Genomic DNA, 26393 nt, shown 5'->3' on the forward strand with positions numbered 1-26393 from the left:
TCCATTCTATAGACTAGCTTACACTCTTTTATCTTAGCATAAAGGCAAATATTAGAGAAGAAAAAAATCTAATCAATAAAGATAAATAGATGCCTTTATCTTAATTATTATCTAACTTGACAGAATTGGCAGAACTGGCCGGAATAAAGTAGGCACCCACCTCTAAGTTAAAGGTGCCTGTTTGGCCTTCGACCTGTGCTACCATTTGCGGATAATATTTCATTTTCTGTGAGAAAGTATTAATAATAGCAACAACGCGATTACCATCCGCCATCTTAACATAAATAGTGTTCGGCTTCTCAGCCTCCGTAGAAAGTTCAATTTCACTGATTTGATTTAGTAGCTCAGGTGAAATGTTGCGTAAAGCATTATTAGTTAAATCAACAACTTTCCCTTTTTGGTCAAAGTTTACTAATAAAGGTAAGTTTTGTCCCATACTATGAACTAGCGCTTGTTCACTAGCGTCCATTAATAATTCTCCATTACTCAAAACCGGGACTTGTCTTCCCTCTAAATTCATCAGAGCCACCATATCATATTCAACCACTTTTAAATTTAAATTTTGCCATGAATCTCGCTGAAAATCAACTTGTTCAATCATTGGAATTTCTTCTTTAATTTTAGCTTCTATTGCTGATTTTTGTTGCAAAACAGTGGCATATTGATCGAGTGGATCAAGACGAGACGACTTCAAAATAGCATCCTGATTAATATAATGATTCCCAGATACACTCAGTTGGTTAAGTCGACGCATCGGCATCAATTGCCACCCAGTCACCAGATAGCCGAGAAAGAGTAACACAAACACCGCTAATAAATGAAGCCGATTTTGAGGTAAGGGATGCCGAGGTGGGGTCATTTTATTACTTTTGGAATATTTTTGTCCTCGTTGTTCTTGCCAACGATAATAGCAATTTTTGGCCAATCTACTGGTTTGTTGACTTGCCTTGGCTTCTGGGGAACCGGTTCTTTGATCAATTCGATAATTAGCCGGTCGTCTGGACGAGGTCGAATAGTGACTTTGAGGCTGGTTATTTCGAGCATGCCAGACAGATTGACGTCGTTGATAATCGGTCGCTTTAAAGTCAGCATACTTAGGTGAGGATGAATTCTGATTATCTTCCTTAGCCCGGTCAAAATAGTCCCGATCATCGATAGGATTAGCCTGATTCATAATGGGGTGTCCAGCTCGATCGACCCGGTAATTACCTTGGCGAGGCTGACTAAATCTTTCTTGCATCGCCTCTTGATCACGTCGATAATTTTTTTGATTGTAATTTCTTCTAAACCGCGAATTCATCCGCTCACCCCCTTTTTAGCTTAACTTTTACCCCACAATTTCGCTCAATTGTTGAATAATCTGATCGGTCGCATCGACCACGGCCATCGACCGAGCTTGGCTTCCCATGGTTTTCAATTTTTCGGGATCCTGAATTAATTGATCCACCTGACTTACTAGGATTTGAGGATTTAGTTGATCTTGTTTAATCATAATAGCCGCATTTTGATCTACCAAAGCTTGTGCATTTGCTTCTTGATGATTATTGGTTACATAAGGACTAGGAATCAAAATACTGGCTAAAGACAGGGCCATAATTTCAGTCAAGGTCGTCGCCCCACTCCGACAGATTACTAAATCAATCGCTTGAAATACTTCAGGCATGTTCTCGATATATGGAACAATTCGAATGTTCTTGCCGATGTGTTCTGTCTGGATTTCAGCCATCAAAGCTTGATAATGATCTTGACCCGTGGCAATAATCACTTGATAATCTTTAGCTGACCAATCGGTTAAAGCCGCTAAAGCTGCTTGATTGATTGCAGGGGCTCCACGGCTACCACCAAAAATTAAAACGGTAGCTTGGTCTGACTTCAGCTTGAATTGACTGGCTAATATTTGCCGATCCCGTTTAATTTGATACACTTCTTGCGCCCGAGGATTCCCCGTAAAACGTATTTTTTCTGCATATTTAGCAAAATCATGGTGAACAGCTTTAAAAGATGTAGCAATCCGATCAACTTTCCTGGCTAGAAACTTATTCGTTAAACCGGCCACGGAGTTTTGCTCATGAATCAGCGTAGGAATGCCTAAGTCAGCCCCAGCAGAAACGACCGGAGCACAGGCATAACCACCCGTGCCGACGATGACATCTGGCTGAAATTTTTGAATCATTTTTTTGGCTCGCTGACTGGCGGTAAGCATTAACCAGAGCGCCTTGAAATTAGACAAACTTAAACTCCGTTTAATTCCTTGTATTTCAATACTTTCAAATGAAACCCCAGCTTGGGGAACAATCCGAGCTTCTAACCCCCGCTCGGTTCCAATATACAAACACTCTAAATCTGGATTCATTTCTTTTAAGCGGCGGTAAATTGACAATGCCGGATAGATATGGCCACCTGTCCCTCCACCTGATAGAATAATCCGCTGAATCATAGTCATAATTGTCTCCTTCTAGGCATATGGATATTTTTCCTGTAGAGCATGAACGGTTTCGACGAATAAATCGCCCCGTTGTTCAAAATTATCAAATTGGTCCCAACTTGCACAAGCTGGAGAGAAGAGCACCACTTCACCCGCTTTAGCCGCATGATAGGCTAACTCAACTGCTTGATATAAATCATCCAACAGATGAACCGATTCGATTCCAGCTTTATTCATGGTGTCGGCCAGCTTTTCTTTAGTTTGCCCATACAAGTAGGCGGCTTTAACGTAAGATAGATGTTCAATCAAGTCGTCAAAGCCATTGCCGCGATCTAACCCTCCACCAATGTAATGAATAGGTTGGTCGAAACTCTTGAGAGCGGTAATGGTCGCCACCGTATTCGTTGCTTTAGAATCATTAAAGAATTTCCGTCCATGAAACTCACCCAAGGGTTGTATACGATGCGGCATCCCTTGATAAGATAAGATAACTTGGCGAATCGTCTTTGGCTCCACCGAACGGATGATAGCCACAGCTACGGCTGCGAGCACATTCATCACATTATGTTGACCGGGAATTTGAATATCTGCTACATCACAAATCCATTGATCACGGAAATAGAGCTGACTATGGTCGATGTAGGCGCCGTTTTGACGGACAAAATCATCCACCCGAGAGCTTGCAAAAGGTACTTTTTGACCGGCAAAAGGACTTAACCAATCAGCCAATTCTTCTTGATCATAATTATAAATAATCACATCTTCAGGTCGACTATTTCTAACTAAATTAAGTTTAGCTTGAATATAATTCGCCCGTGTTTCATGATAATCTAGATGTACTGAATAAATATTGGCAAAGACGGCAATCTCAGCTCTAAATTTTGCGGTTCCTTGTAATTGGAAGCTAGATAATTCGCAGACTAAGGCATCTCCCTCTTTAACCTGGTCGATTTGCGACATAATTGGGATACCTATATTCCCGGCCAAATGAGTTTGTTTCGGTTTATCAGCTTTTAAGATTTCATAGACAAGTTGAGTAATGGTCGTCTTTCCATTGCTACCAGTAATGCCAATAATGTCTCCTTTATTAATCCAGGAAGCTATTTCAATATCGGTGTAAATCGGAATGTGCTGTTGTTGGGCTTGTTGTAAGAAAGGGATTTGATAAGGGATGCCTGGATTCTTCACGATAAAGTCGAAGCCTTGGTCTAATAAACTTAATGGATGATCGCCACTAATTACTTGAACACCTTGCTTCACGAGTGATTCGATCGATGGATCTCCGCTTAGATCTTTTTTTTCATTGATGGTTACTTTAGCTCCCTGAGCTAACAAATACTCTGCTACGCTACGCCCTGAACGTGCGTAACCGAGAACTAATACATGTTTATCTTGTAAATTTAGATCTGCTAACATAACTTACTCCTTACAAAACATTCAAAACTAAGATCAATAAACTGGCAAGGAATCCTACTAAGCAGAAACGCAACACCACTTTATTTTCTGACCAGCCGATCATTTCAAAATGATGATGAATCGGTGACATTTTGAAGATTCGTTTCCCTCGGGTCTTAAAGGACCAGACTTGAAGAATCACACTCAAGGTCTCGATGACAAATACAATACCCACAATGATCAGAGACCAGGGATTATTTAATAGAAGAGACACGACGGCTAAGCCGGCGCCAAGCGCTAAAGATCCTACGTCTCCCATAAAAATTCTGGCCGGTTTACGATTATAATAAAGAAAAGCAATTAATGAGCCTACGACGATTAAACAAGATTGTCCTAAGAGCCATTCTCCTTCTATAAAAGATAGGCAGGCATAAGTGGCATAAGCGATAATATTTAAGCTGGTAGCCAAACCATCTAAACCATCCGTCAAATTCACAGCATTTGAAAAACCGTTAATCCATATTATTGCAAAAGGAACAATCAACCAAAGTTGGGTGATTTGATAATTAAATAACAGTACTGTCAATGTTTGGCCACCCATGATGGCAAATAAGCTAACTAATAAAGCAAATATTATTTGCAAGGCAAATTTTTGTTTGGCTTTAAGCCCTTCATTTTGTTTCTTAAAAATACTAATGAAATCATCGACGAAACCAATCAAGCCGAACAAAAATAAAGTCAGCAATAAAGTTAAGCTTGGCCAGATAATTTCTTGAGTAAATATTAACATCAATAACATAACCAGAATGGAAAGACTAATAAAAACGGTGCCCCCCATGGTAGGGGTACCTGTTTTGGCTTCATGCCATAAAGGACCTTCTTCTCGGGTAGTCTGTCCTAATTTCTTAGCCTGGAAAAAGGAAATAAATTGAGGCATCAATAACCAAGTTAACAACATTGCTAGTATAAGCCATAAGAAATTAACCATTATTCGTTCCCCCTATTATGCAATAATTGACGAACAATCTCAATTTCATCGAATGGCACATATTCATCGCCTATGACTTGATAAGGTTCGCCACCCTTACCAGCAAACAGAACGGTATCATTCGCTTCAACCTGATCGAGAATGTAGGCAATGGCTTCTTGACGATCCTCTATAATGGTATAAGGTATTTCGTCATGATTTTGGCGCATTTCTTGACAAATTTTTGTAACATTCTCATGGCGAGGGTTATCTGCAGTTAATACAACCCAATCAGAATATTTAAATAAAATATCCCCCAGATCTGGGCGCATTCCTGAATCGCGATTCCCCCCTGAGTGGCCCATCATGGTAATTAATCGACCCCGTTTATGTTGATTTAAATCGGTCAGAACATTTTCCAAGGCATCAGGTGTATGAGCGAAATCAACGATGACCTGGAAATCTTGACCTTCATCAATCATCTGCATACGTCCGCGAACCCCAGTGAAGTCTTCCGTAGCTTGGAGAATATCCTCTACAGAGAAATGATAATATAAGGCCAAACATAAGAAAGCAGCCATATAATTAGCCACATTATAACTCCCTAACATCGGTAATTGAATCGAATGACTTTGCCCCTTAAAGTCTAACACAAAACGAATTCCATCCTCTAAAGACTCAATTGAATGAGCATAGGCCGTAGCCGATGGGTCTTTAAGACTATAAGTAGCTATTTCAGCGCCACTGGCTTGCATCATCAAATCAGCATAAGCATCATCGGCATTAATTACTGCTAGTTTGGCTTGTCCCTTCTCAAAGTGTTCACCTAAATGAGCAAACAATAAACTTTTTGCATAGGCATAATGGTCCATGGTCTTATGAAAATCTAAATGTTCCCGGCTAATATTGGTAAAGATGGCACAATTCACATCAGTATACCAAATTCGTCCCAAAGCTAAGGCATGGGAAGATGCCTCAATAATAGCATCATCGCAGTCATGATCAACCATTTCTTTAAATAATGACTGTAGCTTTAAGGCGTCTGGCGTCGTATTAATGGCTGGATAGTATGTTTGGTCAACTTTATAATGCAAGGTTCCAATTAAACCTGTCCGATGACCGAGATTCGTTAACAATTCACTAATCATCGTCGTCGTGGTGGTCTTACCATTGGTTCCAGTGACTGCCACCAAATCTAATTTTGTTGAGGGTTCTTCAAAGAAATGATTCGCCAGAATCGCTTGAGCCCGGTAGGTTGATGGTACTTGGACCCAGACAACATCTTCTGAAATTAGGGGCATTGGAAGTTCTTCAACAATCAGAATCTTTGCTCCGGATTGAACGGCTTTACCAAGAACACTGTGACCATCGAAATTTTGGCCTTTAATCGCAATAAAACAAGCTCCTGGCACAATCTGACGGTGATCATTTACCAATGCGGTAACTGTTTCATGACTAGGACTTTTGCCGTAAATTTCTTTGTTATTCATCACTGATAATAAATTGACTTGATTCATTTTTATCCTTCTTTCTAGTTGGTCAACATAATATTATCGACAAAGGGATTAAATATTTCGGCCAATATTTGACTCCCCATCTTCTGATGATCATCGGTTGGTCGCTTAATAGCCATGTAAAGCATATATTGAGGATCTTCCGCCGGGAAGAATGCAACGACCGAGAAATAATAATCATTGGGCCCGGTTAAATAGCCTACTCCATCAGGATCGGCAATTTGGGCGGTTCCTGTTTTGGCAGCGATGGTTACTTGGTTATTCTTAAATGGTTTAGCTGTTCCTTCAGGATGCTCGACCGTCTGAACCATCACATTAAGAACATGTCGAGCCGTTTCAGGACTGAAGACTTGCCCGAGTTCTTGTAATTTATATGTATTTCCCCGACTACCGATGCCATCGATAAATTGAATCTTTAACATTTTCCCTTGATTGGCTACCGCTGTGAAAGCTTGAAGTAATTGAAGAGGGGTAGCCGACCCCCCCTGGCCAAATCCAGACATAATTGCATTGACTGGATTATCAAACGCCACATTACCTGAGGCTTCGTTAGGCAAGCCTGATTGGGTAGACTTACCAAAGCCAAAACGGCTTATGGCGTCTTCCCATTGATCGATTCCCATCTTTTCGACTAATTTAACCATAGCCACATTCGAAGAATGAATCAAGCCTTCATCATAAGTAATATCGCCCCAGCCATAGCCATTATAATCTTTAACAATTTGATCATAGACTTGGACGGATCCGGATTTAAACCGTTCTCCGTCTTGATAAAGTCCCATGTTCTTAGCTGTGGCTAGGGTCAGAATTTTTATAGTAGAACCGGGCTCAACGGCTTCTTCTACGAGCACATTTTTCCACTCTTGATCAATCCCTTCACGGGTATTCAGGTTAAAGGTAGGTCTTTGTGAACTTGCGATTAGTTTACCAGTCTTGGTCTCAACTAAGTAAGCCATCATTTGTTCTGGCTTATATGTCTGATAAGCTTGATTCATTAAATCGTCCAAATAGTTCTGCAAACGAGAATCTAACGTTAAGTAGACATCTTCACCATTTAAATAATCTAATTTAGGATCTTGCTTAATCAGTTGACGGAAATTTTTGATTCCTGATAATTTTTCATCGAGCATTGCTTCAATACCCATCTGACCTGTCTGAATTTCTACGGGTAAATCTTGAGATAATTCTTCATTCACCGAAGAATAACCAATCAAGTGGGCGGCAAAATAGTCATTGAGGTACACTCGTCTAGACTTCTCTTGAAATTTAATCCCAGCTAAATGTTCTGCTTCAATTGCTTCTTTGGTATCTTGGGATAAGTCTTGACCGGCTTGACCAAATTCGATTTGATAAGCGTCTGGGGTTAATAATCGTTCGAGGATTTGATCGCGAGACAAATCGATGTATTGACTTAAAACCTTGGCCACATGATCAACATCATCAATCACTTCTACCCCATCTCCGCCCTGAAGTACAGCGTAAAGTGAATAAGAAGTAGTATCCATCGCAATCGGGTAGCCATTTATATCATAAATGCTGCCGCGTCTAGCTGATGCAATACTACTTCTATTAAACTCTTCACTATGATAGCTAGCTAAATCTACACCATTACTTGTCTTCATAATCGCAAGTTGATAGATACGAAATATCATGACAAGAAAGGTTGCACAGATAAAAGCAACTACCAGTAAAATATTCTTATTTCGATCTTTGTTATAAGTCATTCATGGACAGTCCTTACACGTGATTTATCAATTGACATCTGATTCTCATCAGCAGTCTCTTTTATTTTATCATAATTAAACTGTTGTGTAATTGATTCAGTCATAAGATTTGACTGCTTTTGGATTTCCGCTGTATTTACTTTATATTGCTGGGTAGCTTCAAGCAGTTGGCTATTATTATATTGCAAATACAATAGTCCTGCAATCATCACGATCATCATGGTCAAACTGGTTATTAAGATTGCCATTTCTGCTCGACTAAATTTCAATGAGCGAAATCTAACATCGGCAGAAATTCGATCCAACGGCATAGAAATATCACGATTAAAGGTTCTTTGCGATGGTCGCATAACTTTATTCGAAACGGATACTGCGATTGAAGGAGCTTGTTCTTGATAATTCTGTTCGTTCATACAAGGCTCCTTTCTAAATATTATCCTTAATAAATTTGCGTTCAATAATTCGCAACTTGGCACTACGAGCCCGATTATTATTTTCTAATTCAGCTTCACTTGCAGTAATCGGTTTACGATTTACTAAGGCAAACTCAGCGACTTCTTGATCTGGTAATATTGGTAAATTAGGCGGTGTTTCTTCGATGCTTGATTTTTGCTTAAAAATTTGTTTAACAATCCGATCTTCCAATGAATGGAACGAAATTACTGACATTCTGCCTTCAATTTTCAATAAATCCAATCCGGCTTCAATACTTTCTTCTAATGCAGAAAGCTCATCATTGACTGCAATCCGTATAGCTTGGAAAGTACGCTTCGCTGGGTGACCGCCAGTTCTACGGGTTGCTGCCGGAATAGCTTCCTTAACGATATCTGCTAATAGTGTCGTTGTCGTAATCGCTTTGACTTGTCTCTCCCGTTCTATGGCTCGAGCAATCCGTTTAGCAAATTTTTCTTCTCCATATCGAAAGATAATTCGAACGAGCTGATTATAATCCCATTGATTGACCACTTCATAAGCGGACAAATTTTGACTTTGATTCATACGCATATCTAGTTTCGCTTCCTGATGATAAGAGAAGCCTCGTTCGCCTTGATCCAGTTGAGGAGAAGAAACTCCTAAATCATAATAGATACCATCCAACAAGTTGACGTCATATGCATTTAATTTTTCTTTGATATTTCTAAAATTACTATGGATTAAAGTCACTTTTCCCTGATCAATTTCTTCAGCTAATTCAACTTTAGCGTGTTCAATCGCACTCGCATCTTGATCAAAAGCATAAAGATGTCCTGAATCAGATAACTGACTTAATAGATATTTCGCATGGCCTGCCCCACCTAAGGTGCAATCCACATAGATGCCTCGTGGATGAATATCCAACCCATCGATTGTTTCTTTCAACAATACTGAGGTATGTTCAAACTCCAAGATATTCCCTCCTATAAATTGGCAGACTAAAAGCCAAAATCAATCATATCTTCAGCAATACTTTCAAAATCTTCTTCTGCTTGTTCAGCAAATACATCCCACTGTTCACCGCTCCAAATCTCGATTCGGTCTGATACGCCGATCACACGACATTCCTTATCGATCTTGGCGAACTCAATTAAATTATTAGGCAAATTTATCCGCCCTTGCTTATCGATTTCTACCTCAGTGGCAGCTGAATAGAAGAATCGAGTAAAGGCTCGGGCATCTTTTTTAGCAACAGGTAATTGGCTCAGTTTCTCTTGAATATTCTCCCAACTCTTCTGTGGGAACCCAAATAAACAACCATCCAAACCGCGAGTTACAATAAATCTTTCTCCCAAATCTGGTCTGAACTTAGCCGGCATAATGAGTCGACCTTTGGTGTCAATATTATGTTGATATTCGCCAATGAGCACGACCCATCATCCTCCTCTACCCTAAGTTACTTAAATCTTACCACAATTCCCCACTTCTAACCACCTTTTTCCAATTTTTCCTAAAAAAAAGACCCACTACACAAAGTAATGGGCCGCAAAGCTTGATCTTATCAGCTTTATAATTTTATTAAAAGTGGGGGGGGTTATAGAATAAAATAAGTATAAATTCTTAATATGACTAACCCCAGTAAAAAACTTGATAAACAAAGAAAGGCTAATTTTGCTGCTCCTGGAAAATATTCTTTAAAATCAAAAATGGCAATTCCTTGAATATAATAATATAAGTGAATAAACAAAATAAATATGGTTAAAAATAAGGCTAAAGGAAGCAGACTATAGGTAAAAATTAATACTGAAAAGCTTTGAATCAAAGATAAACATAAAGGCAACAATAGTATCTGCAGATTAATCCGAAATGTTTTGAAATAATCTAAGACAAAGTGAAATTTATTTTGTAATAAATAAATAAGCAAGGGAGGGACTAGATAAAGAAAAATTTCGCCAAACACAAAATGATTAATCATCGAATCCCTCCCATTTAAAAAACTCCTCGATTTAATCATCGAGGATCTGATTATTTAATAAAGTTAATAATATGTTGCCAAGTCTCTTGATTAAGCACTTCCCAATAAGGTCCGCCACCAATCACAGAATACCCTATAAATAAACCGATAATAAAGCATAGAATAACCAATAACAAAAAGACTAAAAATTTAACCAGAACTTTTAGGCCTCTGAGTAAGGTCGATTCTTTTAGATAAGTATCTTCCATGTATAACTTCCTTTATCCGAATATCCTACGGCGCCAACGTCGCAAACGACGTTTCAGCTTGTCTTGCCAAGTCGATTCGCTTTGATCAAAACGACCTGCTTGAATCATTTCTAGCATTAAGCCCGTCCCTAAGACGACGCTTTGCATGGGTTGATCTGCTTTAATCACACTGGTTTTCAATGTTTGGCTTAGAAAACTATCCATATTATAAATCAAAGCACTGCCACCCGTCAAAGTTACTCCGTTCTCGATAATATCTCCAGCAATTTCAGGGCTAACTTCTTCTAACACTTCTCGACAATTGCGTGCAATGAAATCAAGTGATGGTTGCAAAGCTTGACAGATTTCATTGGCATCGACATTTATCGATCGAGGTAAGCCTGTGAGTAAGTCACGGCCACGCAAATCATAATGTTGATTCAATTTCGCGGACAGAGGCTCTGCAGTAGCAATCGCTATCTTTACCGCCTCGGCACTAGCTTCACCAATTAATAGATGTCGGTGTTCTTTAAAATATTGGATAATTGCTGCATCAAACTGGTTTCCAGCAATCTTCAAAGATCGACTGGCGATGATATTTCCAGCCGAAATGACGGCAATATCAGTCGTTCCACCACCAATATCAATCACCATCGCTCCCTTGGCAGACAAGATATTAATCCCTGAACCTACTGCTGCAACCTTGGCTTCTTCCTCAAGATAAATATTCCCGCCAGCAACACGTTCAATCGCTTCGATTAATGAAGCTTGTTCTAATTCTGATATCTCTGCCGGGGTACAAATTAACACATTTGGCTTATTAAACCAGCGACGTCCATGAATTTGTTCCAGATAATGAAGAAGCATGGCATCAGTTAAATCAAAGTCAGCAATCACTCCTGCTTTCAAAGGACGGATGACTTCAACATTTGAACCCGTTCGACCGAGCATAGCGTAGGCCATTTTACCGTAGGCCAAGATCGACTGACTTTCTTTGTCAATAGCAACCAAGGACGGTTCGTTGAGTATAACTCCCCGTCCTTTTAAATGAATTAAAACATTTGTGGTTCCCAGATCAATTCCAATGGCTTTGGTCATAGTCTATCCTCCACTCTTACTGACTAAATATACTGAGTGGTTGGATTAGCCTCTACTTTGATAGGTTTAATGTCTAAACGTTCGATCGATGCGCCTAAAGCGGCTAATTTCTCATGGAATTTGTAATAGCCCCGATCTAAATACTTCAATTCTGAAACTCTAGTCCAACCTTTAGCGGTTAATCCCGCAATAATCAAAGCAGCAGCTGCTCTTAAATCCGTCGCTTTGACCGCGGCTCCTGATAATTCACAAGGACCATACATCACGACAGTCTGACGATCAGCTTTAAAGCGAGCGCTCATCCGTCTTAATTCTTCAAAATGCATGAAACGATTCTCAAAAACAGTTTCATTGGTAACTGACGTTCCTTCAGCTACCAATTGAGCAATCGACATTTGCGCCATCATGTCTGTCGGGAAACCTGGATAAGGCAAGGTCTTAATATTCGTTGCTTTTAAAGCCTTTGGACCGATAACCCGTAAAGCATCATCATATTCAATAAAGCTTACGCCCATTTCTTTAAGTTTGCTAATTAAAGGTCGGTTGTGTTCAGAAATGCCACCTTCAATCATGACATCGCCTTGAGTTACTGCTGCGGCAACCATGAAGGTTCCAGCTTCAATACGATCAGGAATAATCGTGTGCTCAGCCCCATGCATTGAACTCACGCCAACAATTTTAATGGTTTCGGTTCCGGCACCTGTAATTTTTGCACCCATTTTATTTAAATAATTCGCTAAGTCAACGATTTCGGGTTCTCTGGCACAATTTTCAATGATGGTCGTGCCTTCAGCTAAAGTAGCAGCCATCATTATATTCTCTGTCGCTCCTACACTTGGAAAGTCTAAATAAATCTGAGCCCCAAAGAGATGATCAGCAGAAGCTTCGACATAACCTGCATGAACTTCTATCTTAGCTCCGAGAGCTTCAAAACCTTTCAAGTGGATATCAATCGGCCGAGTTCCAATCGCACAACCCCCAGGCATCGCTACTTTGGCATGACCAAATCTAGCCAATAAAGGTCCCATGACATTGATTGAAGCACGCATCTTGCTAACGAAATCATAGTCTGCAATCGTATCAATCTCTCCACTGGCATCAATAACCATAGTATTGGTTTCGTGATTAAAAGAATTTTTTACATTAATATTGTTTAATAAGGCATTAATTGTTAAAACATCAGATAAGACTGGAACATTTTCTAAGTGGCTTTGACCTGTCTGACCTAGAATCGAAGCTGCTAATATTGGCAAAACCGCATTCTTAGCTCCCTCAACCTTCACAACACCTTCAAGACGCTTGCCACCTTGAACTAGAATTTCTTCCATAATAAATTTTCTCCTTTGGATGAATCAACCGTTTTGGAGCGAACGGCTGACTGTAAATTTCATATTAATAAAAGCTCGACAAAAGGATATCTTGTAAGAGCTCGATGATCGTGATCACAAATGAACCAGCGAGGTGTCCGATTGAAAGACTTACGATAATACACAAAAATTGGGCATAGGTGTAATTCTTCTGACTAAAGATTAGTCGCCAGTTAACTTTCTCTAAGAGAAAATAACTCATGTAGATGAATAAAATTCGGATTAATAGTACTGCCATACCATAAAAAACCGTCATTTATTCCAGCCACCTTTCTGACTCATTGTCATAATAGCACAAAAAAAAGGCAATTCAAATAACTTTTGGTTACATAATGATATCAAAAGTAACAAAGCAAGATGATATTAATAAACATAATCACCATTACTAAGCTAAAACTAAGGGATTAAATCTTTTTTGTTCAATAAATTAAAAATTTGCTTACTTGGGTCATTTACCTGGAGTATCAAACTATCGGGCATCGTCTTCCGCTTATTAATATAAGCTCCAGACTTACTTTAGGGCTCACTTCACATAAGCCTCAGGCTTCAAGGGACTGAGTGGGTAAAGTATGCTGATCCGATGGTTTTCTTCTCCAGCTATGACCTGATGTAAGCAAATAATCTCACGCTGTACAAATAAAACTAATCTCGCTCAAAAATATTTAACTAAAACAATTAAAAAGCGACCGTCCTTCAAGGCATTTACTTTCCCGGACTAAATCCTCTAGACAAGTTCTAACCGACAAGTCGCTAAGTCCTTGTAAGCTGCATGGATTTTCTTGTGTCTTGCGAGTATATCTGATTCGTATTATTTTAAAAAGGACGCTTAATCACTCGACCCTAATTTCTGTCTTAGGATTAGGGTTTATTTTTATTAAATATATAGAAGCGTCGATGGCCATCTACTCGGTGTAAATAAAAGCCTGGTTCTGTGGCTTGTTGGCAAACGATAAATTCATCCTCCGTAACCGGGATACTTTCTTGATAAAGCTGCTCATATTGCGCCACAGTCAGCGCTTGGCGCTGATCAAGCTGATCCAACATGGACTCGATGTCCAGGTGTTTTTGGTAACCGTCTTGTAACTCGCCAATTAATAATTCAGCCACTGCCCCAGATCCATAAGAGAACAAAGCTAATTTATGACTTGGTTCAAAGCTCTCTTGATAAATTAATGAAGAAATTAAACTCAAGTAAAGTGATCCGGTATAAATATTGCCTACTCTTCTACCTAAGTATGTTGTCTGTGGATAGCGTTCCAGCCATAAGTCAACTTTTTCTTGAATCAGTGAATCTGAGTTCTGATCTCGTAGGGCTTTCAAAGCCTTCATTCCCATCTTCGAATATGGCAAATGAAAATGAATTGTTTCAAGTTCCGCTATGGTTTCCCGATCAATGTTTAGAAACTGACCCATTAAGCGAACAAAGATATCTTGATACAATTGGTTCGAGAATTTACCATCGACCAGAGCTTCACGACGATAATAAGGCCGCCAAAAATCAAATTGATTGCTAGTGTAAGCCAGGCTTTGTGAAGAAATTGCTAGGATGCTAGGATTGGCAGAAACCACAAAAGCCACGGCACCTGCTCCTTGTGTGACCTCTCCCGAGCTGCTTAGCCCATAACGCGAAATATCAGAAGTCAACACTAAGACTTTACGCTCTGGTCTTAAGCGCACATAGTCGCAGGCCATCTGCAAAGCAGCCGTCCCCGCATAACATGCTTCTTTAAATTCTACCGCACGTGCATAGGGCTGGATACCCAATAAATCATGTAAATAGACTGCCGCCGCCTTTGAAAAATCAAAGCTTGTTTCCGTCGCAAACAAGACCATATCAATTAGGTCTTTATCATCTTCTTCTAACAATGGATAAGCTGCATTGGCAGCCATAGCAATGATATCTTGTTCCAAGGGCGCAATCGCCATTTGATCTTGGCCGATACCAATGGTATATTTATCAGGATCCTGTTGGCGAGCCTGGGCTAATTCTCTCAAGTCTAGATAAAAGCGCGGAACATAAAAATTAATTCGATCAATTCCAACTGACAAGAAAGAACCTCCTCTCATTTCAAATCATAAGATAAAGTTCATTGTACTAAAATTTTAAACAAGTGCAAAGCTATTTCTGCCCACGAAACCGTTTTAAAACCTCCAAAGCAATCTGAGAATTCATTCTTGGCTCTTTAACTAAGGCCTTAACCACTTGACTGACCTCTTCAGGTTTGGCTCCGACCTGCATCAGCAAATTACGAGCCTGCATCGTCATATGTCCTTTTTGAATCCCGTCGGTCACTAAGGCTTTCACGGCCGAGAAATTCTGAGCCAGGCCAACCGCCGTTGCAATCATGGCTAGCTCTTTGGCTGAAGGACGACCTAAAACATCCAAGACCCATTGAGCAGTCGGATGACTAGCCAGGGATCCACCAACGGTTGCTAAGGGTAAGGGGATTTCTAATTCACCATAAAGATATCGCTCGCGGATTTCCCAAGTCGACAAGGGTTGATAATGTCCTAAACGAGCAGCATAGGCATGAGCGCTAGCGCTAGTGGCTCGCAAATCATTCCCTGTGGCTAAAACAACTCCATCAATTCCGTTCATAATGCCCTTATTATGCGTGGTTGCCCGGTAAGGGTCAATTTTGGCATAATCACTCGCCTTCTGAATTTGTTTGGCAATGTGCTCTCCTTCTGCTTCCGATTTTCCTAAACGCTTAAACGGAAGAGAAACCTGAGCTCGAGTTAAGGACGTTTCATTATAATTTGAGAGGATAGCCATTAATACTTTGCCTGAACTTATCTCTTCAATGGGTTGACATAAGCCTTCCAAGACAGTATTAATCGCATTGGCGCCCATCGCATCACAAGGGTCGAAGCTTAGATAACAACATAAATATTGAGCCATCACGTTTTGCTTTTGTTCGAAGCGAATGTCCCGTGGTCCGCCCCCACGATTTACCATGCTTTGTGAATAACTGCGAGCGATCGCCAGTAATTCTTCTCTTTGATCCATGAGTTTGGCCATTGCCTGTGGTATATTAGGCAGGTTTTCAATAATAATTTGGCCGACTAACGTTTTCTCTTCTTGACCTACCCGGATATTTCCCAGAATTTTGGCTCCATGGCTGGCAGCCGCAATCACGGAGGGCTCTTCGACGGCCATCGGAATAATATATTCATGATCATTAATCACAAAATTGACCGCTAAGCCTAAAGGCAAGCTATAGCAAGCGATTACATTTTCAACCATTTGTTCAGCAACTTCAATGGGTAAATCAGGCACCTGACCAGTCAGTCCCGTTTGCTGATTTAAGCGGGCTAGTCGTTCTGCCCGAGATAATTTATAAAAGCCGCTCCACTTAGAATCTTGCACGACTATCGTCCTCCTAAATAAAAATATCCACCCATTAGATAGAATGGGTGGACAACTTCATTCTATTATTTGGTACCAAAAATCCGGTCTCCAGCATCCCCTAGACCAGGAATAATATAACCATTTTCATTTAATTTTTCATCTAAAGCCGCTGCATAAATATCCACATCTGGGTGTGCTGATTGTAAAGCCATGACGCCTTCAGGGGCAGCCACCAAACAAACAAAGGTGATATTTTCTGGTAAGACTTTGTATTTTTGAGTTAGTTGATTCAAGGCTGCGATAGCAGAGCCCCCAGTAGCTAACATGGGGTCAACTACAAAGACTTGACGTTCTTCAATATCTTGAGGAAGTTTAGCAAAATATTCAATCGCTTCTAAGGTTTCTTCGTCCCGATACATCCCAATATGACCTACGCGAGCTGCTGGAATAAGATTAATAATCCCATCAACCATCCCAAGACCTGCTCGTAGAATGGGTACGATTGCCAATTTTTTACCGGCTAATCTTTTTTGTGTCGTGGTGACTAAAGGCGTCTCAATCTGGCAATTTTCTAGAGGAAGATCCCGGGTCACTTCATAAACCATCAACATAGCTATTTCATTCGTTACCTCACGAAAGACTTTGGTCGAAGCTTCCTTATCCCGAATTAAGGTTAACTTATGTTGAATTAAGGGATGATCTACAATCACAAATTTTGACATATTTTTCCTCCTATATATTAATCTATTTCCAACTTGACCAATCTGATCTGTTGTATTATAGCACATGTTGACTAGCCTTGCTTAATCGATTCATATAAGCGCGAGCCTGCGGATTCGTTGAATCAAGGCCTTGCGCGATAATGGCTTCTACCGGTCGTTGATCGAAATAACGCAAACCAGCATACAAATTTCGCGTCGCTGTCAAGATATCACCCGGAGCTCCTAAAGAATAAGTGACAGCTACTTGGTCTTTCAAGCGATCGCATAGGCTTTGATCAGCTAGAAGTCCTATTGCGCTAGGCAATTGATCAATCAATAACTGCCAATCAGCCAAGTCTGCACTCGCTGGCACTAAATAAACTGGCTGTTTGGGGGCATAATGTTTATATTTAACCCCAGGACTCATCACTTTCTCACCTGAAAGTTGTTCTTGGGCCGTCTTTTCCACCACCGGTACATCAACATATTCTTGAATCATGTCAGCTGTAATATAACCCGGTCTCAGAATGGTGATCTGATCATCTGTCGGATAGACCACGGTTGACTCGACACCAATTTCGGTTAAGGGTTGACGATTAGCTACCACTCCAGCGATTTTGCCAGAAAAATCATGTAGAACATGCTCAACCTGAGTCGGACTCGGTTTGGTCGAAAGATTCGCCGACGGCCCTACCAAAGGAAAGCCGACCATATCAATTAATAATAGGGTCTCAATTTGATTTGGCATTCGTAAGCCAACACTAGGTTGATGGTTAGTTGCTAAGGGTGAAATCAAATGTTCATTGGTGGGAAAGATAATGGTCAAAGGTCCAGGCCAAAAAGCTTCCATTAATTTTTGGGCCCATGGATGAATTTCGGTAACATAATTCTTGACCGAATCGATACTCGATACATGAACGATTAAAGGATTGTCTGCAGGTCGTCCCTTAACTTCAAAGACTTTGGCAATGGCTTGATCATTGTTCGCCATTGCCCCAAGTCCAAAAACGGTCTCCGTAGGAAAGGCTACGAGTTGGCCTGCCTTGAGTTGTTCAGCGGCATCTTTTAATTGATTCGGATAATAGACTTTAGTATCTATCACTACTATCTCCTTCTAACTTTCTATCGTAATAAAGCGGTCCAAGCCATTAAAATCTTGGTGAATACTGATTTGCCGATAATCAGAATGTTTATGGAAGATTTGTTTAAGCGCCTGAGCTTGTTGGTAACCCATCTCCAGAATCATCTGCCCACCAGGTTTCAAGTGTTGGCTAGCCACTTGGGCGAGGTCTTGATAGATGACTAAGCCATGATAATCAGCAAATAAAGCCACTTTCGGTTCATATTTTATCACACTTTGGTCCATCAAATATAGTTCATCCTGACCAATGTAAGGTGGATTACTGACAATGAGATCAAAGCTTTCTTCGGCAAGATTGCTAAAAAGATCTGAAAGACACCAGTGAACATCAACCTGGTAACTTTGACCATTCAATCGCGCAATTTCTAAAGCCGCTGCTGAAATATCACTAGCAACCATGTCGATTTCTGGATAATCTAGCTTTAAATTAATTGCCAAAACACCGGTCCCGGTGCCAATATCTAAAACACGGGCTTGAGGATGCTTTAATAAAAAGGGCCTAGCTAAGGTTAAAATCCCCGTCGTTTCTTCACGAGGTATTAAAGTTGCCGGACTGACTTGAAAGCGACGCCCATTAAAGTCTTGGTAACCAACGATATACTGGATAGGTTCATCTTGAACAATTCGAGCAAAGCCGTCTTGCAAGTATAAACAGGTTTGCTGACCTAGAGGCTGATCTTTATTATTTACGTAATCAGTCAAGTTCCAATCCATTAACCATAACAAATACAAACGACTATGTTCGGCTGGAAACTGATGGGTTCGCAAAAAAATGGAAGCCCATGCTAGAGCTTCCTTAAAAGTTGACTTAGAGCTGATTTCCATTCAGTTCCTCCAATTTTTGCGTTTGATCATATAAAATAAGCGCATCGGTAATCTCAGCCAATTCTCCATTCAAAATCTTATCCAATTGTTGAATACTTAAGCCAATTCGATGGTCAGTCACCCGGTTTTGCGGGAAATTATAGGTTCGAATGCGTTCCGACCGGTCACCCGTTCCAACTTTCAATTTTCGGTCAGCATCGTATTCCGCTTGAGCTTCACTGGTAACTTTGTCATAGACACGAGCCCGTAACACTTTCATCGCTTTTTCACGGTTCTTTAACTGCGAACGTTCATCCTGCATCGCGACCACAATGTTAGTTGGGATATGGGTTAAGCGTACTGCAGAAGCCGTCTTATTAACGTGCTGCCCACCAGCTCCGGAAGCATGATAAATATCGACCCGAATATCGTTCTCATCCAAATCAAAATCAATCTCTTCTTGTTCTGGCATGACTACGACCGTTGCCGTCGATGTATGTACCCGACCTTGAGATTCAGTCTCTGGTACCCGTTGAACGCGGTGAGCCCCATTCTCATATTTCAATTTACTATACACCTTGTTACCCGTAATCATTAGGGTGACTTCTTTATAACCACCAATGCCAGTGATATTGGCATCTAAAATTTCAGTCCGCCAACCCTGTTGATCAGCAAATTTCGTGTACATATTCAATAGATCTCCAGCAAAAAGTTGAGCTTCGTCACCTCCAGCCGCTCCGCGGATTTCCATAATGATGTTTTTACCATCATTCGGATCTTCTGGAATCATCAATAACCGAATATCAGCTTCAAGTTTATCCTTCTCCTCTTTTAAAGAAGACAATTCTTCTTTAGCCATTTCGGTAAACTCAGCAGAATTGTTCTCATTGAGCAATTCTTCTGTGTCGGTAATTTCAGAGAGAACTTCTTTATATCGTTTAATTTTTTCGACTTTGGGACGAAGGTCTGCTTCTTCAATAGTCAAGTCACGCAAACGTTGGGTATCGGCAATTACACTAGGGTCAGCTAATAATTCATTAATTTCTTCATATCTAATGAGGATAGTATCTAACTGTTCAAACACATCGTCACTCCTTTAATTAATTAGTTAAGCGGCCGGGATTTTTATAACACTTCCGGCAAACGGGTAAATAAGATTCATTGCCACCGATTTGAACCTGTTCTCCTTGGTAAACCGGCTTACCATCGTGAAAGCGTAAATTCATCGTTGCTTTCTTATGACAGAACCAACAAATTGTCTTGATTTCTTCAATTTTATCAGCATAAAGTAGTAAATATTTAGACCCTTCGAATAATTCGTTGGAGAAATCATTCTTTAAACCAAAAGCCATCACCGGAATATTCAGGTCATCAACAATCCGAGCCAATTGCAAGACATGAGCCTTGGTCAGAAATTGCGATTCATCAACTAACACGCAATATAAATCCTCTTCTTCAGCTTGAATTAACTCGAAGATATCAGTATCAGAGTAGACGGGAGTCGCTGCCCGTTCAAATCCTGTTCGGCTGGCAATTTGCCCCACGGCTTTTCGATTATCGATGGCTGAAGTTAAAATTTTCACCGCTTTATTCTGTTCTTCATAATTATGAGCTACCTTGATAATTTCAATGGATTTACCTGAATTCATCGCCCCATATTTAAAATATAACTTCGCCACACTCCAACACTCCTTTTACTTACTTTCAAGTACTTATAATAGAATAAGATTGCTGACTCGTCAATCTAGGCTGGCGAGCTTTTATTATAATCTTTGTGATTTGGCCGAATCAAGGGTATATTAGAAGTATAGACTGTTCGAAAATTTTTATAGCTTGTTTTTTCCAGATAAGGTAAAATGAGTCAATAGAAAATCTATCGATTAAAGGAGAAGAACCATGTCATTAAAAAGTCAATTAGCCAAAACACTGGGTAAGTTATCATATTGGACACTCAATCGTTTTACCCAAGGAGGCACAAGTTTCCCCGGAAAATTAGCTGCGACAATTGACCCTGAAATCCTTAGTCATCTGGCTAGAGATTATGATGTGGCCATCGTAACCGGAACCAATGGAAAAACCTTAACCACCTCTCTAGCAGTTCATGCTTTAAGAATGAAGTATCCTGAAGTGCTTACCAATTCTTCTGGCTCAAATATGGTTCAAGGGATTATCTCGACCTTTCTTGGGGCTAAAAATAAGACGCACTCAGAACGTCGTTTAGCGGTGCTTGAAGTTGACGAAGGATCGCTCAAACATGTTGTAAAATATCTTAAGCCCAAGGTTTTCGTTCATACTAATTTATTCGAAGACCAACTCGACCGATATGGCAGTATTGAAGCAGTGCTCGATCTATTAACCTCGGCCGCCGTCGAAGTTCCTGAAGCCATGGTGATTGCCAACGGTGACTGTCCAATCCTTCAAGCAAAAGATACACCAAATCCCCACAAATACTTTGGTTTCCAATTATTAAATTCGCAAGATTTGGCTTCTAATGAGACAAAAGAACAAACATGTCCAAAATGCCAGCACCCCTTGCAATATAAAGCACGGACGTATGGTGAGCTGGGGGATTATTATTGTCAGCACTGTTTCTTTAAACGACCCCCATTGGAATACGCAGTGACCTCGGTCGATCAATTAAATCTATCAGGTTCGCAATTTACGATTAATGAGTTTCCGCTACAAATACCGGTAGCGGGTATCTATAATATTTATAATGCTTTAGCTGCCTTTGCCCTAGCCCATTATTTTGGCGTGGAACCCCAAGATATCGCGGTCGGCTTCAAAAAAATCAAACCTGTCTTCGGCCGTCAAGAACAGATTAATATTACGGATCATCAAGTTACCATGAACTTAGTCAAGAATCCTGTTGGTTTTAATCAAATTGTCGACATGCTCTCATTAGAAAAACAAGAAAGCGATTTGGTGGCAATTTTTAATACAAATTATGCAGATGGCACCGATATTTCTTGGATCAATGAAGCTGATTTTGAAAGTCTGAAGGAACAACCTTTCCAGCAAGTCTATACTGGAGGAAGTCAAGCACAAGCTCTTCAAGAACGTTTCAGTCAAGCGGGTTTTGCTCAAGAAAATATTCATCCTGTCAGCGATTATTACCAAATCATCGAATTGATAAAAGCCAGCCCACGTCGACAAATTCATATCTTAGCCTCTTATACAGCAACCTTAGAATTCCGTAAGTTGTTAATCCAACAAGGTTATTTAAGCGAATAAAACACTGATTGATCGTCCAATCATAGAACCCCATTGATTTAGTATCTTTGAAGGTTAATCCTTCATCTTACTAAGTCAATGGGGTATTTTTTAAAATCCGGGATGTTGAGCCATGAATTCAATTTCGCTAGGCGTCGAAATTCGACCCAATGCTTGATTGCGATGTGGATATCGTCCAAATTGAAGAATAATATCGCGATGAGCTTGTTCATACTTTAAATAACGTTCCAGGCCCGGTTGAGCAAATAATTCTAGAGCCCGTTCATGAATCGTTATAGATTCTGAGTGCATCAAAGGCATATAGATAAAGGCTTTTTGATCTGGACTAAGCACAGATAGATCATGATAAGCTATGGCTTCTTGGGCTAATACTAAGGCCATCCCATCTTGGCTAAAAGCTCGAGCCTGACCACGATAGAGATTTCGTGAGAATTGGTCAAGCAGGATAATTTCTGCTAAACGACCCAATAAAGTCGCCCGCCAAGTAAATAATTCTGCTTGACTGGCTTGCTGGTGAAGCTCCTTAAAGTGATCTGCAATGGTCTGATCTAAATCATCATCTTTATTAAACCAATCCCTGTACGTTAAGTCAGTAAACCAAAATTCAATAATGTCTTGAGCTTCCATCGACTTCATCCTTTCTCTTGTTTACGCTATAAGATAATTACTATTTTAAAAAGAATTTGATCTTGACAACATCCGAGATGAATGATCATTAACTGGTAAGACTACTTTAACCAAGCCAAAGCATCAAGAGGATAGGCATAAAAATGGCCGGAGTAAAATTCAAAACTTTAAATTTAGTGATTTCAAGAATATTTAAACCCAGGGCGACGAGCAAGATAGACCCCACACAAACCACTTCACTAATAACCGGTTGAGGTAAGAGTGGCGATAAAAAAGAGGCCCCTAGAATCAGACCACCTTCTAAGATCAATACCGAAAAGGCGGATAACACCACTCCTGGACCCAGAGAAGAAGCTAAAAGAATCGATGTAATGGCATCTATAATACTCTTGGTATACAAAGTAGTATTGTTGCCTAATAAACCACTTTCTAAGGCACCGATAATCGACATGGAGCCAACACAGGTCAACATTGTTCCCGAGATAAATCCTTGAACCCAATCGATTTGTGAAGCACTGTTCCTACGGACCAGTCGAGCACCTAAACTATTAGCAAACTGAATCACTCGAGCATCGATATCCAGAAGTTCACCGATAAATACCCCTAATATCATAGACAGAATCATAACTAAAGTATTCTTTCCTTGCATAATTCCGGCAATGCCCATGGCCATAATTGCCAGGCCGATGGCTTCCATGAGACGTTGATGGAGGTTGTAAGGAATTCCTTTTTTTAATAATAGGCCTATTAGACCTGACACTGTGACAACAATGGCATTAATAACCGCGCCCAATCCATTTCCTCCTTCATAAAATAATTATTTATCATGAATCATTTTTAAATGTTCGTCGAAAAGTATGTCTGCTTTGACCTGCCAGGTATAATTGCCCTGAAAGCTTAACTGATTGGCTAAGGTGAGTTGAGACCAATATACGTCATAGATATATGCGGATGTCAAAGGCTTGACCAGACGATGCAAATTTGGCAGTCGACCGTAGCCACTAGTAGGTAAATAGACTTTTAAAGTCAGGGCTTTACCTTGGGAATTTTGCTGATAGAACGCCTTATCGATGACAAAAACTTTTTGAATTTTTTGCTGGTCGCGGGGACCGATGTACTTGGGCAGAACATTCTTAACCAGACTATCTTCCGTCATAAATTGACGGCCAGCTAAATCTAAAGTCAAAGTCAGATCTTGCGGTTCTAGTAAATAAATCGAATCGGCTTTATTCTCTAGAAGCAAGTCCACACTGAGTAGGAGTTGTCCCTGCGGAAATTGCTGAAAGAGTTGACGATACTCAGGTCTAAGTTTTAAATCACACAATTCCATCTTGTTCAGCTGAAGATTTACTGAACCCTGCTGAAGATTTTCAGGTCCTTGAAGGCGACTCACGAGCTGCTTGTCGCCCCACCATTCCTGACTAGGTAGATCCTGAATAAATTGTTGTGTTTCTAGAATGCGTTCAGCAATGGTCTGATTAAGTGGGAGCACTAAGGAATAGTTTCCCTCTGGGCTGGCCAACCCCTTTGTCTCCGATTGAAGCGGTTTAAATTCATTTTGCCAACTTTTTAGAACTAATTCTAAGTAACCCTGTCGCATTCCAGTAAAATATTGTCGAGCAGACAGCTGAAACATTAAATAGCCTTCAATCGTTTGTTCGGGTTCTATGACTCGTTTTGTATTGTCCAAGATGGCTTCCAAGTAACCAAATTCTAATGGATAAACAGATTTATCCGTGGCCTTTTCTGCTGGCTTGTCGTCTTCGAGACCGATAAAATTATTAGGAATATATAAATTTTGCTCAGCATAATTACTTATCGCCACATTAATCAAAAGCAAGCCCTCTTGATTCTGTTGACGGGGGCGATCTTGATATTCTGACCGCCCTTTAACGCCATAGAAAGAAATGCTGTTAACTTGAATTTGACCCTCATTTAATAGTAAACGGGGGCCATTTTGACTCTGAAATTCACGCTGAATTTGGATAAAGCGATTATCCTCTAAGATAGCTTGATCAACTTCTTGGAGCTCAGGAACTAAGCGAAGATCAAAAGGCAAGACATCTTGAACATCAAAGACCGGCTCACTATCCTCTGTTTCACTGACTTGTGCTTGTATTTCTGGCCTAAGGACCGTTGAGAGACCGATTAATAATACACAAAATAAGCTAATCCATTGGCATGGATTTAGATGTTTGTTCATGATTCACCCCGATAATATCACTCTCGTCATACAAACCTGACTTCACTTGATAAATCACAAATAATTCTTTAACAATCACTTTAATCACTGCATAAATTGGGACCCCAAGAATCACACCTGTTAAGCCGAATAATTTCCCCGCACCTAATAAAATAAATAAAATGGTGACTGGGTGGATTTGTAAGTTATTTCCTAAGACTTGAGGCGCCACAATCCGCCCTTCAATCGTTTGTTCAACCATCACTGCAATCAAAAATTTAAAGACCATCATATGCCCCATAAATAAAGCAATAAAGAAGGCCGGAATAAATGAAATAATCGATCCCAAATAAGGAATCACGTTTAAGATTCCTGCTAAGACCGCTAAAGAAATCCCGTAATCTAACCCTATGATGGCATAAAGAATAGCAAACATAATTCCCACAATAATGGCGACCATAATTTGACCACGAATATATTGGGAAATTTGATAGTTGCAATTGTATAGGACTCGCTTAAACCAATCTCGTTGTTTGCTCGGTACCAATTTAATCAGTTGGTTTGGCACATTCTGTCCTTGCAGAAGCAAATAATATAAAACAACTGGAATCGTCACCAGTCCTGCCACAACTTGGGTGACGGTACCAATGACGCCACCAATGTTTTCAATCGAACGGGTAATCATTTGATTTAAATTCTCGCCTAGAGCCTGCAAGTCTATTGATTCTAGAATGTTATTCATAAAAGTTCCAGAATTTCCTTGGCTACTATTCTTCCGCATATCTTCAAGAAGATTACCAAATTGCTCAATATAGAAGGGTAGATTCTCAATAAAAGAATTGGTTTGATTCTGTAACACTGGGAATAAGCTCAGACTTCCCCAGACCAAGAGAATAATAATTACTAGAAAAATAATCCAAATTGAAAATTGGCGCTTCACACCATAGACTTCCATCTTCTCGATCATGGGAATAAATAAATAATACAAGACCCCAGCTCCGATGATTGGAAAACCAATGATTGAAAATAATTGCCCCAAGGGACTAAACAAATAGGATATTTGAGTCAATAGAAAAATAATTAAAATAAAAATTAAAATACCAAATAAAGTGACGATCGTTTTGTTACTAAATAAGCGATCAACAAATGGTTTTTTACTTTCTTTTTGTGAGGGGTTCATTCTGATCACCTTCCCTTTACGCTCTGCTTATTCTATCATAATTTGGCCGAAATTTCTTTTTTTAAT

Annotated in this window: 26 protein-coding genes; 1 reads left to right on the forward strand and 25 read right to left on the reverse strand. The window is 40.0% G+C overall.

What is annotated here, in order from left to right:
- Positions 1–100: 100 nt before the first annotated feature.
- The 21 genes from M0R79_RS05815 to M0R79_RS05915 all read right to left on the reverse strand — a co-directional run bounded on the left by M0R79_RS05815 (position 101) and on the right by M0R79_RS05915 (position 20783).
- On the reverse strand, positions 101–1300 hold the full coding sequence (locus tag M0R79_RS05815; RefSeq protein ID WP_248416031.1) for a cell division protein FtsQ/DivIB: 1200 nt from the start codon (positions 1298–1300) through the stop codon (positions 101–103).
- Between the two features lie 27 nt (positions 1301–1327).
- A complete protein-coding gene (gene murG, locus M0R79_RS05820) occupies positions 1328–2443 on the reverse strand; it encodes an undecaprenyldiphospho-muramoylpentapeptide beta-N-acetylglucosaminyltransferase (protein WP_248416030.1) in 1116 nt (371 codons plus the stop codon).
- A 12-nt stretch (positions 2444–2455) separates the two neighbouring features.
- Complete coding sequence (murD, locus tag M0R79_RS05825) at positions 2456–3841, reverse strand: UDP-N-acetylmuramoyl-L-alanine--D-glutamate ligase (protein WP_248416029.1); 1386 nt, start codon at positions 3839–3841, stop codon at positions 2456–2458.
- A 10-nt stretch (positions 3842–3851) separates the two neighbouring features.
- Positions 3852–4808 (reverse strand): phospho-N-acetylmuramoyl-pentapeptide-transferase, encoded by a 957-nt coding sequence (gene mraY, locus M0R79_RS05830; RefSeq protein ID WP_248416028.1) that lies wholly within the window; start codon positions 4806–4808, stop codon positions 3852–3854.
- On the reverse strand, positions 4808–6304 hold the full coding sequence (locus M0R79_RS05835; RefSeq protein ID WP_248416027.1) for a UDP-N-acetylmuramoyl-L-alanyl-D-glutamate--2,6-diaminopimelate ligase: 1497 nt from the start codon (positions 6302–6304) through the stop codon (positions 4808–4810). Before M0R79_RS05835 ends, mraY begins: the two co-directional genes overlap by 1 nt.
- A 14-nt stretch (positions 6305–6318) precedes the next feature.
- Positions 6319–8025 (reverse strand): peptidoglycan D,D-transpeptidase FtsI family protein, encoded by a 1707-nt coding sequence (locus M0R79_RS05840; RefSeq protein WP_248416026.1) that lies wholly within the window; start codon positions 8023–8025, stop codon positions 6319–6321.
- Positions 8022–8438: a hypothetical protein gene (locus M0R79_RS05845; protein WP_092571900.1), complete on the reverse strand. Its 417-nt coding sequence runs from the start codon at positions 8436–8438 to the stop codon at positions 8022–8024. Before M0R79_RS05845 ends, M0R79_RS05840 begins: the two co-directional genes overlap by 4 nt.
- A gap of 13 nt (positions 8439–8451) precedes the next feature.
- Positions 8452–9414 (reverse strand): 16S rRNA (cytosine(1402)-N(4))-methyltransferase RsmH, encoded by a 963-nt coding sequence (gene rsmH, locus M0R79_RS05850; RefSeq protein WP_248417180.1) that lies wholly within the window; start codon positions 9412–9414, stop codon positions 8452–8454.
- 23 nt (positions 9415–9437) lie between these two features.
- Entirely contained in the window at positions 9438–9869 is a 432-nt protein-coding gene (gene mraZ / locus M0R79_RS05855; protein WP_092571898.1) for a division/cell wall cluster transcriptional repressor MraZ, read from the reverse strand.
- Positions 9870–10033: 164 nt separating this feature from the next.
- A complete protein-coding gene (locus M0R79_RS05860) occupies positions 10034–10414 on the reverse strand; it encodes a hypothetical protein (RefSeq protein ID WP_092571897.1) in 381 nt (126 codons plus the stop codon).
- A gap of 50 nt (positions 10415–10464) precedes the next feature.
- Positions 10465–10662: a DNA-directed RNA polymerase subunit beta gene (locus tag M0R79_RS05865; protein ID WP_092571896.1), complete on the reverse strand. Its 198-nt coding sequence runs from the start codon at positions 10660–10662 to the stop codon at positions 10465–10467.
- Positions 10663–10674: 12 nt separating this feature from the next.
- Positions 10675–11739, reverse strand: a complete 1065-nt coding sequence (locus tag M0R79_RS05870; RefSeq protein WP_248416025.1) for a rod shape-determining protein — start codon at positions 11737–11739, stop codon at positions 10675–10677.
- Positions 11740–11762: 23 nt separating this feature from the next.
- The gene (gene murA / locus M0R79_RS05875) at positions 11763–13067 is read right to left on the reverse strand and encodes a UDP-N-acetylglucosamine 1-carboxyvinyltransferase (protein WP_248416024.1); all 1305 of its coding nucleotides are present in this window, start codon (positions 13065–13067) and stop codon (positions 11763–11765) included.
- A gap of 64 nt (positions 13068–13131) precedes the next feature.
- Positions 13132–13362 (reverse strand): DUF1146 family protein, encoded by a 231-nt coding sequence (locus M0R79_RS05880; RefSeq protein ID WP_092571893.1) that lies wholly within the window; start codon positions 13360–13362, stop codon positions 13132–13134.
- Positions 13363–13964: 602 nt separating this feature from the next.
- Complete coding sequence (locus M0R79_RS05885) at positions 13965–15155, reverse strand: hydroxymethylglutaryl-CoA synthase (RefSeq protein ID WP_248416023.1); 1191 nt, start codon at positions 15153–15155, stop codon at positions 13965–13967.
- Between the two features lie 70 nt (positions 15156–15225).
- Positions 15226–16476: a hydroxymethylglutaryl-CoA reductase, degradative gene (locus M0R79_RS05890; RefSeq protein WP_248416022.1), complete on the reverse strand. Its 1251-nt coding sequence runs from the start codon at positions 16474–16476 to the stop codon at positions 15226–15228.
- A 65-nt stretch (positions 16477–16541) separates the two neighbouring features.
- Positions 16542–17180 carry a uracil phosphoribosyltransferase gene (gene upp / locus M0R79_RS05895; protein ID WP_092571890.1) on the reverse strand — a complete coding sequence of 213 codons (639 nt, stop codon included), beginning with the start codon at positions 17178–17180 and terminating at the stop codon, positions 16542–16544.
- A 55-nt stretch (positions 17181–17235) separates the two neighbouring features.
- On the reverse strand, positions 17236–18261 hold the full coding sequence (locus tag M0R79_RS05900) for an L-threonylcarbamoyladenylate synthase (protein ID WP_248416021.1): 1026 nt from the start codon (positions 18259–18261) through the stop codon (positions 17236–17238).
- A 12-nt stretch (positions 18262–18273) separates the two neighbouring features.
- Positions 18274–19125, reverse strand: coding sequence for a peptide chain release factor N(5)-glutamine methyltransferase (gene prmC, locus M0R79_RS05905; protein ID WP_248416020.1), 852 nt, complete (start codon positions 19123–19125; stop codon positions 18274–18276).
- Entirely contained in the window at positions 19109–20188 is a 1080-nt protein-coding gene (gene prfA, locus M0R79_RS05910) for a peptide chain release factor 1 (RefSeq protein ID WP_092571888.1), read from the reverse strand. The genes prmC and prfA overlap by 17 nt, the downstream gene beginning before the upstream one ends.
- A 16-nt stretch (positions 20189–20204) precedes the next feature.
- Entirely contained in the window at positions 20205–20783 is a 579-nt protein-coding gene (locus M0R79_RS05915; protein ID WP_248416019.1) for a thymidine kinase, read from the reverse strand.
- A 217-nt stretch (positions 20784–21000) separates the two neighbouring features.
- Between M0R79_RS05915 and M0R79_RS05920 the strand changes: the two genes are divergently transcribed.
- Complete coding sequence (locus tag M0R79_RS05920; RefSeq protein WP_248416018.1) at positions 21001–22338, forward strand: MurT ligase domain-containing protein; 1338 nt, start codon at positions 21001–21003, stop codon at positions 22336–22338.
- 90 nt (positions 22339–22428) lie between these two features.
- On the opposite strand, the gene M0R79_RS05925 is transcribed toward M0R79_RS05920, so the two are convergent.
- From M0R79_RS05925 to M0R79_RS05940, 4 genes are all read right to left on the reverse strand, one after another.
- The gene (locus M0R79_RS05925) at positions 22429–22965 is read right to left on the reverse strand and encodes a DUF924 family protein (RefSeq protein ID WP_200793420.1); all 537 of its coding nucleotides are present in this window, start codon (positions 22963–22965) and stop codon (positions 22429–22431) included.
- 106 nt (positions 22966–23071) lie between these two features.
- Positions 23072–23758: a DUF554 domain-containing protein gene (locus tag M0R79_RS05930; protein ID WP_248416017.1), complete on the reverse strand. Its 687-nt coding sequence runs from the start codon at positions 23756–23758 to the stop codon at positions 23072–23074.
- A gap of 24 nt (positions 23759–23782) precedes the next feature.
- Positions 23783–25168, reverse strand: coding sequence for a hypothetical protein (locus M0R79_RS05935; RefSeq protein ID WP_248416016.1), 1386 nt, complete (start codon positions 25166–25168; stop codon positions 23783–23785).
- On the reverse strand, positions 25134–26327 hold the full coding sequence (locus M0R79_RS05940; protein WP_248416015.1) for an AI-2E family transporter: 1194 nt from the start codon (positions 26325–26327) through the stop codon (positions 25134–25136). Before M0R79_RS05940 ends, M0R79_RS05935 begins: the two co-directional genes overlap by 35 nt.
- Positions 26328–26393 lie beyond the last annotated feature (66 nt).

Source organism: Ignavigranum ruoffiae, assembly GCF_023195815.2.
Taxonomy (GTDB): Bacteria; Bacillota; Bacilli; order Lactobacillales; family Aerococcaceae; genus Ignavigranum; species Ignavigranum ruoffiae.